Origin of the sequence: Larkinella terrae (assembly GCF_009668025.1) — a bacterium.
GTDB classification, from domain to species: domain Bacteria; phylum Bacteroidota; class Bacteroidia; order Cytophagales; family Spirosomataceae; genus Larkinella; species Larkinella terrae.
This window is the reverse complement of record NZ_WJXZ01000015.1, coordinates 158,072-171,334: the sequence shown is the minus strand read 5'-3', so window position 1 is coordinate 171,334 and position 13,263 is coordinate 158,072. Positions and strand designations below refer to the sequence as shown.

The window sequence follows — 13,263 nt, the reverse complement described above, 5'->3', positions numbered from 1 at the left end:
CGCAGAGTACTTATTTATTATTTATCTCAGTAAAGATTTCAATTATTTCGTCTCGGTATGGATGATTTTCCTGAAAGATGACGGAAGCGTACTGCCTTTTCTCCTGGCGGTTAAAGTCTATTTTAACAAACCCTTTACTATTTTGCCGAAACCACTTCGTAAACAGATATTCCCGAAGTATTTCCTGGTTATTTTCCAGGCTACAAATATAAATGACGATCAGATTGGGCTTGTCGAAAAATGCCGCATTGAACATTTCGACAATAGTCGCCATAATTCTACTGTCTCTTTTGCGACCGACTTTCTGGCCAATCGGGACAATAGAAAATTCGGCTACATCATCTGAGAATGATGCTGCGTCGAAATAGCCGTCCCGAAATTTAAGCTGTAAGTAGTAATTGATACCCTCGTCCGTCGTAAAATAGAAACCGTCTTCAGCTTCTCTTAGCGGATAAGGTTGAGGGTTTGAAGAATTTGCCCCCGACGGGCTTCTTGGATTCGTCTCCACTTTCGAGATAAGCCTTTAACTTTTTCTTGTCCTCGGCCATCTTATCAAAGAGGTCTTTGGCGCTTTTTGTAATAGTTGCCATCTCAGTCAGAATAAAATTTGAATTAGAATCGATTATGAACAGGTCCCAGATTTCCGGCTTTTACTTACCATTCATAAAATTAGATGACCGGCAACTTGCCGGCCAATAAAATCGAAACGTAAACCAACGCTATTAAGTTTAAAGAAAGGAAAATAGCCAAGCCTACTGAACCTCCTTCACAAATTTGAAATGCGACGGGCGGAACGTCAGTTGCTGGTAAAACCGGTGCGTATGCGTCCGTTTCTGATTCGCCGTTACTTCCAGATTCACAAAACCGTGTTCGGAAGCCAATTGCTCGAGAGCTGCCACGAGCTGCCGACCGATCTGCTGGTTGCGGTATTCCGGCATAACGTACAACTCCTGAATTTCACCCACTTTGCCGGTATGATGGAGCAGGTACTGAACGTGACAGCTGATGAAACCCACCACTTCATTGTCCACCTCGGCCACCAGGTAGTGCACCCGCCGATCGGTGAGGTTTCGCTGGAAAATCGCCCGGAAGGCCGACGCATTGAGATCAGCTTCTTCCAGTTCGCAAATAAAACGATAAAGCCTTCCAACATCCTGATAATCAGCCGGACGAATACGAGTAACGAGGTTCATGATTACAGAAAGATTTATTCGGTTTTCGGGAAGTGAAAAAGATGTGGTTAAATTTCGGGAAATTCTGACGAATCCTAAGCCAAATTATGAAAAAAATGAGTTTTTGGGTGATTTTACCCTTTCTGGCGGGTGCGCTGGCCTGCCAATCGACCTCATCTACTGACGATAAAACTTCCCAAACCGACACAACCCAAATGAATCCATTTGCCGCCGACGCAGCTTTTCTTCAAAAATACCACACCGATTTAGTAACATTACAGGACGGCAAAGCGCAGGTTTTGATCTGTCCCGCGTATCAGGGCCGCATTATGACCAGCACGGCCGATGGCCAGACGAGCTACGGCTGGATCAACCGTGGACTGATTGAATCCGGCAAATTAGGCCCGCACATGAACGCGTTTGGCGGGGAAGACCGCTTCTGGCTCGGCCCCGAGGGTGGTCAGTTTGCCATTTATTTCAAACCGGGCGCTGCCTTCAACGGCGATAACTGGCAAACGCCTGCGCCTATCGACTCGGAACCGTTCGCCCTGGCGTCGAAAGATAACCGCTCGGCGCGGTTCACGAAAGACTTTGAACTGGTGAATTACTCCGGAACGAAGTTTAACGTGGGTGTTGAACGGGAAATCCATCTGTTGAGTTCGAAACAGGTCCGCGAGGTGCTGGGAGCAACGGGCGAATCGTTAAGTAACGCCCTGAAAGTAATCGGTGTGGAATCGGTCAATACACTGATTAACAAAGGAAAAGATCCCTGGACGAAGGAAAAAGGCCTGCTGTCGATCTGGATTCTGGGCATGTACAACGCGTCGCCGGAAGCCACCATTGTGGTGCCGTTTCAGCCCGGAAAAGGTCAAGCCATCAACGACAGCTATTTTGGGAAAGTACCGGCGTCGCGGCTGGTGCAGAAAGACAGTGTGGCTTTTTTCAAAGCGGATGCCAACGAACGTGGCAAAATTGGTGTGCCGCCCGCCCGCGCTAAAAACTGGCTCGGCAGCTACGATCCCGGTTCGCAAACACTCACGCTGGTGACGTTTACGTTCGATCCGAAAAACCGGGAGTACGTCAATTCGGCCTGGGAAATCCAGCAGGAACCGTATGCGGGCGACGTGGCCAACTCGTACAACGACGGGCCGATGAAACCGGGTCAGCCGCAAATGGGGCGGTTTTATGAACTGGAAAGTTCTTCACCCGCAGCTGCCTTGCAACCCCGTGGTCGGCTGGTGCACACGCATACAACCCTGCACATTCAGGGCGATGAAACGCACCTGGACGCCATTGCCCGCCAGAAACTGGGCGTTTCGCTGGAGGAAATTGTGAATGCCTTCTAGGCTTCCCACTCCAGAAAAGCGGTTGCATAGGGCGTTAATTCGACCCGAAGATTTTCATTGTCAATCGGCACCCGATTCTGCACGATTTCGTCCCAGAAGGAAGCGGGAGCCGCATTGGCTTTGGGAATTGAGGTTTCGTCCAGCACCCACTGATCAGCTGGCTGGTGAATCGGTACGGAAACCGCCTGAAATTCGTTGGTCTGGTTGGCAAGAATCAGCACCTTACTCTGGTCATTTTGCAGCAACAACGCTTCCACTTTCAACGGCTGGCTGCTGGCGGTTGGAATGACGTGACCGTGCCGAAAACCGTTCAGAATCTGAAATACCCAATAGAGGGGGAAAACCGTACCGGGTTCCGCAACGAACTGGTTGGGATAAGCCGACGGTTTTTCGCCCTGCACAAGGCCCTGTTCACCAGCGGTTTCATAATACGTCAGCGAATGAGCTCTGGCCTGGATCAGGTTTTTCAGGCTGGCGACCGTCCAGGCGGCTCCCATCAGCGACATTTGCCGTGGATCGACGGAGAAAGGCATCTGAACCGTGGCCGGTTTGGGATCGTTACCTTTCGCATCGGGATTGAAACGCGGGCGTAGCGTAACGGGTGAGAGGTGAACCTTCGGCGTCCAATGGCGGGCGTCCCGAACCGTGTCGGCCTGGGCCGCCGTATTCTCCATCAACGTCAGGTGATCAATGGCGTGGGCCTGTGGGCTGATGGCATAACTGATGAAATCGACGGTTTGGAGCGGAGGGGTTTGCCGGTTTACGGCCACGAAAAAGGCGTTGGTTCCGACGCCCACCAGCGCATCCGGAAACGCCTGACGAAGTGGCGACACCACCTGCTCGACGAGGGTCGGCGGAGTCGATTTGGCGAAATTACTGAGAATCGTAACGGAGTAAACCAGCGACGGCTCGACCGGTTCTTTCAGAAACCGGTAGAGTTCGTAATTCGCCAGTTGGTTGAACAGCAGCACTAGTTCCAACTTTACACCCAGCAAAACCGCATCATCAACAGCTTTGTGAACGGTTTCGGCCCAATCCGGTTGCTGGAAATCAACCTCGACGCGGAGGTGGTGAAAACCGGCCTCTTTAAGCAAACCAACCACCGAATCGGTCAGGACTTCCGCATTGCTCCCCAGGCCGATGGCGGGTAATGGCAGGGTTGACGATCCAAACGAAACGAGCGTTTCGTCCGGTTTGGTGTGGAAATCCAGCGGATTGGAAACCGGGCCGATCAGTCGCAGTTCGACCGATTGTTCAATTTTGTCACCGGTTTTTAACGTCACCGGAAACGGTTTTGCCAACGGCGTGCAATACGTTTTATACGAAGCATCCGTCCAGTTGCGCTGGTCTTCACTTTCAAACACATCGCCTACGAACCACAAAACCGCAGCGCCCTCTTTTGAAATGGGCCACTGCATTTCCCGAATGTTCAGAAAAGGCTGGTGCGGGCTGATGGCCGTTGGAAAGGCAGCGACCGACTGGCTGCCGTCGGGGTGGGTGAGGGTGCAGGCCTGGCCGGCGCATTCCGGAATCGGGTGCAGAATGCAAAAACCGGCCCGGTTTCGCTGAAAGTCGGCCAGTGCTTCGCCGTTGATGTTAAACTGAATCGTCCCGTCCGAATCGCCGGTGATTTCGCAGCGCCAGCGCAGGTGGATCGTTGCGTTCCGGCACACGCACTGGTAGCGAATGTGGAACGAATCGTCGCGTTGCTCCACGGTTTCATCCTCGATTTCGCAGGTGGCTGTGGCCCAGTTATGATCGCGAACGGCGTGGTAAATCATGCGCAGTACTTCGTGGTCGCCGAGCCGGATATACCGGAGAAAACCGCGTTCATACAGCATCGTCAGCGGACCGGCGCGGAGAATTCGGGGTTCCGCCAGCGGCTCCTGTTGGCCATAGCGAATCAGAGAAGGTGTGTACATCGGTTTAGAAAGGCTGCAACTGATCCGATTCGAAAATATGCGTTCCCGCCAATCCCCGCTGGGCTTTCTGGAGCATGGCGTTGGCCACACTTGTGCCCTGAACGCCCTTGTATCGGGCCGGAATCAAGGGGTTGAACAGCTTCATCAGTCCTTCGCCGATGCGTTCGCCCAGCCGGTATTCTTTGCGTTCGCCGAGCAGGAGCGAAGGCCGGAAGATCAGGAGGGCCGGATAGTTTAAAGCCGTCAGATCGCGCTCCAGTTCACCCTTGACGCGGTTGTAGAAAAACGAAGAGCTGGGATTGGCGCCCATCGATGAAACCAATAAAAATTGCTTCGCCCGGTTGACCAAAGCCCGTTTTGCAACGTCTAAGGGATATTGATAGTCCACTTTCTGGAAAGCCTCTTTCGAACCGGCTTTTTTCATGGTTGTGCCGAGGCAGCAGAAAACATCGTCGGCCTGCACCAGCAAACCGTTGGGATGATCGAAGTCGTATTGAATTTCCTGTAAATGAGGGTGTTGCCAACCCAGCGAATGACGAACCAGGACTTTCACTTTTTCGTAAGCCGGCGAATCAACAAGGCGATGCGTCAGCAGGTTACCGATTAGTCCGGTTGCTCCAACGACGAGTGCAGTTTTGCGGGTCGGGTTTATCATTTTTTGGGGTACTAGCCATACAGATTGCTAATTTATAGGCGAGTATTTGTTTTTTTACCATATTATTTTGAAAAACTACTAAATGAATCTACTACTTGTTTCGTTTCGGCGTTTGGGCGGAATGGTCGTCGTACCGGTTTTACTGGCGCTCGGTTTTGTCGCCGACGATTTTCCGACCCGGTTATTTGATCGGTTCCGGGCGTATCATACTGCCTATCCGAAAGAAAAAGTATACGTTCAGACCGACAAACCGTATTATACCGTTGGCGAAACGGTCTGGATGAAAGGCTATCTGTTCGATGGTCCCGAACATCTGGCCGATTCGATCAGCAAGGTGCTGTACGTTGATTTGCTGCAACTCGAAAGCCGGAAAGTCGTGGTTCATCGCATCCTGCGAGCGGAAAACGGTTACGCCGTCGGCGATATTGCCCTGGGCGATTCGCTGGCCGCTGGCGGGTACGTCCTGCGGGCGTATACGGGCTGGATGCGTAATTTTGCGGAAGATTATTTCTTCACCAAACCGCTCACGATTTTGCACACGGATTCGGAACCGGCGCAACTGGGCAATGACAAACCGCTGACGGCTCGGCCGGATGTCCAGTTTTTTCCGGAAGGGGGCCAACTGGTGAACGGCATGGAAGGGCGGATAGCGTTCAAAACCGTGAGCCCGGCGGGAAAGGGGCTGACAGCCTCCGGTTTTGTCCTGAGTTCGGCGGGAGACACGGTTACCGGTTTTTCGACCAAACACCTGGGCATGGGTTATTTTTCCATGACGCCGGAAACGGGGCAGCACTACACGGCTTTTGTGAAACTGGACGACGGCAGCACGCACAAGTTTCCGATTCCGGACGCCCGGCCGGAAGGCTACGTGTTGCTGGTCGACAACATTACCAACCGGGATAATGTGCGGGTGTATATTCGGAATAATAAACCCTCCAGCACGCAGGGGCGGTTTACGGTAATTGCGCAGTCGCGCGGAGTAAGCATTCAGATTGCGCAGGGCGATGTGAGCAAAAAATCGGTTGTTCTTCAGATTCCCCGGCAGTTGTTTCCGGAAGGTATCGCGCAGATTACGCTGTTCGACGAAACCAACCAGCCGGTGGGCGAGCGACTGGTTTTTTCCGAACGAAATAACCGCCTGACCGTTCATCTGAAACCGTCGAAAGCGGTCTTTAGTCCGCGCGAAAAAATTCAACTGGACATTACCGTATCGGATGCGTCGGGAAAACCGGTTCGGACCAATCTTTCGCTGGCGGCAACCGACGCTCACCAGGTGCTGGAAAAAGAACCATACGCGGCCAGTCTGGCGTCTTACCTGCTGCTGAGTTCGGATCTCAAAGGGGTTATCGAGCAACCCGGTTATTATTTCGATCCGGCGAACAACGAGCGGCTTTCCGACCTGGATGTACTGATGATGACGCAGGGCTGGCGCCGGTTTGTCTGGAAAGATGTGTTGCAGGATACGTATCCGGCACCGAAACACCTGGTTGAACAGGGGTTGGTTTTGGCAGGGAAAGTCGTGCGGCCCAACCAGAAAGCCCCTGGTACGGTGGCACTGACGTTTATGCTAATGCGCCGGGACAGCACGCAGAACATACTGTCGGGCGAATCGGACGAAAACGGGCAGTTCAGCGTCAACGGTCTGGATTACAGCGATTCAACCCGGGTGATGATTCAGGCGGTGATGGGCAAGAACAACCGAAATCTGGAAATTTCACTTGAAAATCTCGCCAGTCCGACGGTTACCTGGACACAAATACCGTATAAGCCGATTGTTTTTCAGCGCGATGAATTGGCTGATTACCTGAAACGGGCGAAGGAATACCTGGATATCGAACGCCAGATCCGGCGGAACCGGGAGATAATGCTGAAGGAAGTGACGATTCGTAAAAAAAAGGAAGCGCCGACGGATTCCCGGAAAATTTACGGCCAGGCCAGCAATACCCTGAAAGTGGATCAGACCATGACGGGCGGTGCTCAATCGGTGCTGCAGATGCTGCAGGGCCGGATTGCGGGTGTCAATATATCGGGAAGTCCCATGAATCCGACCGTCCAGATTCGCGGTTCGGCCAATTTTGCGGGCGTCGTTGAACCGCTGTTCACGATCGATGGTGTACCGGTTTCCAAAGACGCGGTACTTACTCTTTCGGTGTATGATGTGGACTACATCGATGTTTTAAAAGGTGCTGCGGCCACTATTTTTGGAAGTCGGGCGAGCGGTGGTGTTATTGCCGTGTATACGAAACGCGGATCGCCGGATTACGATTACAGCAAAGACAAGTCCCCTGGCACGTTGGTAGCGACCTTGCCCGGTTTTCGGACTGTCCGCGAGTTTTATGCCCCCCGGTACGACGAGCCCAAACCGGAGCACGTCCGCCCGGATTACCGCCCGACGCTGCACTGGGCCCCGATGATTCAAACCGATGCCGACGGCAAGGCACAGGTCACGTTCTTTGCGAGCGACGCCCGCACCACGATTCACGTCCTTGCCGAGGGCGCAACGACCAATGGCCTGCCGGGTGTGGGGAAGGCGGTTTTGGAAGTGAAATAAAGTTGGCGGTTTTTATGAGTGAAATAGAATAATAAATATGCCGTCTTTCAGTTAGGATTTGCGCCGTTTACCGGCATTATTTTTGAGATACAAATGGAACGAATCAGATTATAAAATTAATCTTTATTTTCCTTGGTATTTAACGAAATGGCTCTATTTTTAAGCTATCTATTTGAATACTGGGAAATATTATCAGGCATTGAGATGTGGTTATCTTATATGTATTCTGATTCAAGCTCATTAAACGATTGAATGTGTACAATCAAATATTGAATAGGCTAATTTTCGCAATGATCATTTGTGGATTGAAATTTCGGGTATTATTTTTGTCTTATAATTACGATTGAATGACGGGCTTACTGTTTTATAAAGTCTTTTATTTCTCTTTGGTACTTGGAGTATATTTTTTCTTTAGACCAGCCTAATTTAACCCTCTGTCGAAAACAATGAAGACCATCGAAATACGGACACTACTGCGCGTCCTGCATTACAAAGGTTAAAAACAAGGTATAGCCTTGCCAAAAGAGCCAACTAATTACTGGCAATCGGTTTACGTATAGACGTTATGGAAATCATAGTTTTGGGGAAATTTATTCAGGAAAACCAAACTGAAGAAGTCCGAAAACTAACGCAATACCTGCTGATAGATTTGATTTTTTATATTATTTATTATTTTAGTGCTAAAAAATCAAACTAAATCGACAGATTTACCATACGCATAGCGTACAGATCGATGGCGGATAGATAGCCAGGATTGTGCGAAACCTTCCGAGCGGTGGATGTCTGGTTGATAAAGTAGTTTATTAAAAACTTCCCGGACATTGTAGTTTATGACGCCGATATACAATCAACAGGCGACTTAATCTCAAGCCAAACTTATTCCCGGAAAGACTTGGGAAGAGGCCAATTTAAATCTGACTTTCTACTTCATTTACATCATAATTTATGGCTTTGTATATTATACTATACGATGTCACGATCAAAGACGTTGCATTAACCACAAATCCAAACGGATGGATTCATTATTTTGAATCCTATGAGGAAGCACTCAAGTTTGCCGTGGAAAACAAACTCAGGGATTATAACATATTTAAAAAGGAAGAACCCAAAAATCCGAAGAAGGAATAAGTGCAGGTATTTCGGAATGATTCTAATTAAAGTTAAATTGCGTTATTAATATTGAAAATGCACATCAAAACCGGATAACCGGTTTTGATGTGCACTGCTTTACAGACCCGTTCATTTTTCTACACCAGCTTATTATAATAACTACCTCGAAAAGCAGGTTATTGGATTTTCATTGGTCTTTACTGACCAATGGAGTTCACATTTCTGTATTTTGAAACGTACCGGCTTCATCAACGTGCGTACCATTTTATAAATTTAATTTGGTAAAATGGTTCTTTTCATTTTATCTAGAGTATAATTTTTCAGTGATTCACTATATTTGGAGGTCCATTTATACTGGTCGATTAGTATTTTATGGTGATATTTCTTCCTTTCCCTACCCCTTAGTTACATTAATATTTTTATAGTATGTACATCATTATTAAAAACCCTTCTACCGATAGTCCCGAGATTGTGCGAGATGTGTCCGGTTTGCTCCACTGGTTTGAAACCGAAGAAAAGGCAGATCAGTATGCGCAGGAACATCATTTGGAAGCCTACGAAATTTTCAAACTGAGTGAAGACTGAGAAGTCAGGCAACTTGGAAAGCTGCCTGACAACTTGCCGTTTTCAGATTGCTACCCTGCATTTTTATCCCCTTTACACATCGCGACAAGCGTCCACCAGAATATCCGAGCGTCGAGGAGAAACGATCTCTTTTTGATATAGAAGAGGTCATAACGCAAACGGTGCTGCATTTTTAAACAACTGTCGGTCAGTCCCCGCGCACCGCGAGCCTGCGCAAGCCCCGTAATTCCCGGAACAATCGAATACCGTTTGTGGTAGTCGGGCAACAGAAGCCAATAGTCAGAGTCGTGCATGATGGCGTGTGGCCGGGGTCCAACAATGCTCATTTCGCCCCGGAGAACGTTGAAAAACTGCGGCAGTTCATCAAAATTTCGCTTCCTCATCCATTTGCCGACGGGCGTTATGCGGGGGTCATTCGGAACCGCCTGCTGGAATTCGTTCGAATCGCTGTCAACCATTGTCCGTAACTTGAAACAAAGGAACGGGCGGTTTTTATGTCCGGTCCGCACCTGCGTGTAAAACATCGGTCCGGGCGAAGATAATTTTATCAGCAAGCCAAAGAGTGGGAGCAACCAGCTAAGAAACAGTATAATAACCAGGCTGGCAACAATCAAATCAAAAACTCTCTTACCAACGGTGTTGGCGGTTTGAACGGGAACATATTCTTCCTGGTATAGTTCGCCGATTTCGCTATCGTGATAGGTCAGCATGGTGGACAAATGGTTGATTCGGAATGATAGAATGGCTTTTGGAATATTCACGGATTGCTTTATACCGTGGTGATGGCTGATGAGTACTGTTTTTCCATCCAACAATAGATTGACAATAGGGTAAAGAGCTGCTTTTCACGGCTGTAGCCACCCTGCTGGTGATACGCGAAAAGCTGATCAACGGCCTTGGTGTTGATGACCTGGCTGAAGGCGGTTTGGGGTTTTACCAGCAATTCGCGAAATGTACTTCCGGATGCGCCTTTGAGCCATTTCTGGGTAGGTGATTCAAAGCCGTTTTTCCGGCGATTGATGATCGTGTCTTTTAAAATCGAGTGGGCAAATGCTTTATGGATGATCTTGGTGCGTCCCAGGCTCAGTTTGTATTCGCGGGGAAGGAGGCTCAGAAAATCGACCAGATCGTTGTCCAGAAACGGAACCCGGGCTTCCAGGCCAAAATTCATGGAAAGCTTGTCGGTATAGTTGAGCAGGTCGTCGGACAGATTCATGATCAGGTCGTTTTGCATCATGGCTTCCACCGGCACATTCGTACTGCCCTGCATCAGATCGTACGAATACCGGATGTAGTCCTGCGACCGGGATTTGGTGATGCCCGTCAGCCGCTCGATTTCCTCGTTGGTGAAAACGGCGTAGGATTCGTCGAACCGTTTAACGATGTCGGGCTCGCGCCAGGCCATCAGCGCCCGGCGGGTTTCTTCCCGTTTTGTCAGCGCGGGTACCTTCGACAGCCATTTCGACAACAGGTTGGGCAGGGGTAATTTCTCGTAAAGCAGCTCGTTCTGGTAGCGGAAATAACCGCCCAGCGGTTCGTCGGCCCCCTGGCCCGTCAGCACCACTTTGACATGGCGGGAGGCCATCCCGCACAGGCGGAACATCGGGAGGATGGACGTCGTAGCAGAAGGTTCTTCAATAATACCGACCGTGCGCGATACATTCCGCTGAAAATCATCTTCGGACAAAAGGGTCGTAAAATGCTCGATGTTGAGTTGCCGGGCCGTATACTGCGACTGCTCAATCTCGTTTTGCGGGGTTTTTCCCGGGTAACCGACCGTGAATGCCTTCAGTTTTCGGGGATAATGTTTAGCCGCAAAATGGGCGACAATCGCCGAATCAATTCCGCCACTCAGCAAAACCCCAACTTCTACATCCGACATCAACTGGTTTTTTATCGCATTTTCCACCAATCGGCCGTATTCCTCAACGGCTTCTTCAAACGAAATCGACAAGGCGGGCCGGGGTTTTCGTTGATTGAAAGGCGAAACCGTGAAGGTGCTTTTGCGAATATCGAACTCGGCAATATGACCCGGCCGCAACTTATTGATTTCATTGTATAAGGTGTCGGGCGAAGGATTGTAGCGCAACCGCAGCAAAACCGCCAGCGCTTCCCGATTCAGTGAAAGCGACACCGAGTCGGCAATGGGCCGAATTTCGGAGGAAAAAATAAGCTGACGACCCCGTTGGTGATAATACAGCGGTTTTACGCCAAACCGGTCGCGGACGAGCCAGATTTTGCCTTCGTAAACATCCAGAAAAGCAATGCTAAAAATGCCGTTAAACGCTTTGACGCCCTCCATGCCAAACCGGATCAGGTAATACAAAACCGTCTCCGTGTCCGAATGTCCCCGAAACTCGACATCGGTTAATTCCTGCCTGAGCGCCTGATGATTGTAGATTTCGCCATTAAACAATAGATGATACCGACCACAGGACGAGCGCATCGGCTGCGCGCCCGCCGGACTCAAATCAACGATAGACAACCGCCGATGGCCTAAGTAAACCGGATTGTTGTGAACCAGCAGTTCTTCCAATCCATACCCATCCGGCCCGCGATGGCTAATCATGTCAAGCTGTTTTTCAGTGATGAAGATGTTGACACCCCCCAGAATACCGCACATAATTCTTACATTTTTGAGACTGCCTTGCCGGCCCTCGAGGGCGGAGAAAACAGTTTGAGTACAGAGACTAGCATAGATTGACGCTGATTGAAAGCCAACACGTTATGGTAAAGAGTCAGTAGTTTTTTACGTTCGTAGGTCCACGAAAGCTGATTGACAACCTGGTGGTAGCCATATTCGCCCATCTGAACCCGCAGGGGTTTGCTGTTGATCAATTCCAGGATTTTCTGCGCGAAATCATCCGGTTTTGTGTGATCGGCATACAGCGAAGCGTCCTGAGCCGAGAAGCGCCCTTCCTTTAAGTCGAATTGTACGATCGGTTTTTTGAGGGCCATGTATTCCATGATCTTGTTCATCGTGGATATGTCATTCATCTCGGTCGGCCGGTCGGGATTGACGCAGACGTCGGCGGTATTCAGGATATCCAGCATCTGATCGTCGGGCAGTCGGCCGTAGAAAGTCACGTAGTTCTGCAAATTCATCTGAACCGACAGCGCCTTCATGGCTTCCAGGCTGGTACCTGCGCCGATGATCGCGAATTGAACATCCTGCCGGACGGCGGTAATCTGTTTGGCGGCATCCAGCAGCAAATCGATCCCTTCCTGTTCTCCGATCGTTCCCAGATAGCCGACGAGATAAGCCCGGCCTTTTTTGTGAACCTTGTTGGCGGGCCGGATTTTCATTCGGTCGAGGTTGGGACCGCTCCGGACGACGGCCACTTTTTCCGGGCGCATGCCGCCCCGTTTGAGGGCAATTTCCCGGTAGGACTGGTTGGTGGCTATGCTGTAATCGGCGACGCTGAACGTGGCCCGTTCGAGCCAGACCATCAGGTGGTAGAAAAAACCTTTGCGGCCGAATTTGGCAATAAACAGCTCCGGATTGGCGTCGTGGTGATCGAAAACGTATTTGACCCCGAACAATTTGAACGGCAGCGCAACGATAAAAATCAGATCCGGCGGGTTGCAGCCGTGAATGACTTGGAACGGTTTTCGGAAATAGATCCGCAGGCTCAGGTAAAACCACCAGAACAATGCCGATCCGTATTCGAAGAGATAGCCCAGCGCGCCGTCGCCTTCCGTGGCCAGCGAATGCCGGTAAATTTCAATTCCTTCCAGGCATTCGTAGCGTTTGGTGTAGCCCTTCATGGTCGGGCAAATGATGCTCACCTCCGCGCCACTCTGCCGCAAGGCCGTGGCTTCCTGCCAAACCCGGCTGTCGAACGGAACGGCGAGGTTTTCAACGATCATCAAAATGTGTTTGCCGACGAAATTTGGTGACTTCGTTTTCATGCGAACGGTT

Annotated in this window: 10 protein-coding genes; 3 read left to right on the top strand and 7 right to left on the bottom strand. The window is 50.1% G+C overall.

Translation table 11 applies throughout. The features are described 5' to 3' along the window. Positions 1-10: 10 nt before the first annotated feature. Positions 11-508 carry a DUF6169 family protein gene (locus tag GJJ30_RS32640; RefSeq protein WP_154178920.1) on the bottom strand — a complete coding sequence of 166 codons (498 nt, stop codon included), beginning with the start codon at positions 506-508 and terminating at the stop codon, positions 11-13. Positions 509-752: 244 nt separating this feature from the next. Further along, positions 753-1,193, bottom strand: coding sequence for a GNAT family N-acetyltransferase (locus GJJ30_RS29950; protein ID WP_154178919.1), 441 nt, complete (start codon positions 1,191-1,193; stop codon positions 753-755). Between the two features lie 86 nt (positions 1,194-1,279). On the opposite strand from GJJ30_RS29950, the gene GJJ30_RS29945 reads away from it, so the two are divergent. Further along, positions 1,280-2,518: a DUF6786 family protein gene (locus GJJ30_RS29945; protein WP_205880631.1), complete on the top strand. Its 1,239-nt coding sequence runs from the start codon at positions 1,280-1,282 to the stop codon at positions 2,516-2,518. Here GJJ30_RS29945 and GJJ30_RS29940 read toward each other — a convergent pair. After that, positions 2,515-4,440, bottom strand: a complete 1,926-nt coding sequence (locus GJJ30_RS29940; RefSeq protein WP_154178918.1) for a D-apionate lactonase family protein — start codon at positions 4,438-4,440, stop codon at positions 2,515-2,517. The genes GJJ30_RS29945 and GJJ30_RS29940 overlap by 4 nt on opposite strands. Before the next feature lie 4 nt (positions 4,441-4,444). Further along, the gene (locus GJJ30_RS29935) at positions 4,445-5,095 is read right to left on the bottom strand and encodes an oxidoreductase (RefSeq protein WP_154178917.1); all 651 of its coding nucleotides are present in this window, start codon (positions 5,093-5,095) and stop codon (positions 4,445-4,447) included. An 82-nt stretch (positions 5,096-5,177) separates the two neighbouring features. On the opposite strand from GJJ30_RS29935, the gene GJJ30_RS29930 reads away from it, so the two are divergent. Both GJJ30_RS29930 and GJJ30_RS29920 read left to right on the top strand, forming a co-directional pair. Next, a complete protein-coding gene (locus GJJ30_RS29930) occupies positions 5,178-7,646 on the top strand; it encodes a TonB-dependent receptor plug domain-containing protein (RefSeq protein ID WP_154178916.1) in 2,469 nt (822 codons plus the stop codon). A 1,536-nt stretch (positions 7,647-9,182) separates the two neighbouring features. Continuing rightward, positions 9,183-9,341: a hypothetical protein gene (locus GJJ30_RS29920; RefSeq protein ID WP_154178914.1), complete on the top strand. Its 159-nt coding sequence runs from the start codon at positions 9,183-9,185 to the stop codon at positions 9,339-9,341. A 50-nt stretch (positions 9,342-9,391) separates the two neighbouring features. Here the strand turns inward: GJJ30_RS29920 and GJJ30_RS29915 are convergent, their stop codons facing one another. Genes GJJ30_RS29915 through GJJ30_RS29905 form a run of 3 tightly spaced genes read right to left on the bottom strand, consistent with a single transcriptional unit; the run spans position 9,392 to position 13,253 of the window. Further along, on the bottom strand, positions 9,392-10,051 hold the full coding sequence (locus GJJ30_RS29915) for a sugar transferase (RefSeq protein WP_154178913.1): 660 nt from the start codon (positions 10,049-10,051) through the stop codon (positions 9,392-9,394). 59 nt (positions 10,052-10,110) lie between these two features. Then, a complete protein-coding gene (gene asnB / locus GJJ30_RS29910; protein ID WP_154178912.1) occupies positions 10,111-11,964 on the bottom strand; it encodes an asparagine synthase (glutamine-hydrolyzing) in 1,854 nt (617 codons plus the stop codon). A gap of 5 nt (positions 11,965-11,969) precedes the next feature. Next, complete coding sequence (locus GJJ30_RS29905; RefSeq protein WP_154178911.1) at positions 11,970-13,253, bottom strand: glycosyltransferase family 4 protein; 1,284 nt, start codon at positions 13,251-13,253, stop codon at positions 11,970-11,972. Positions 13,254-13,263 lie beyond the last annotated feature (10 nt).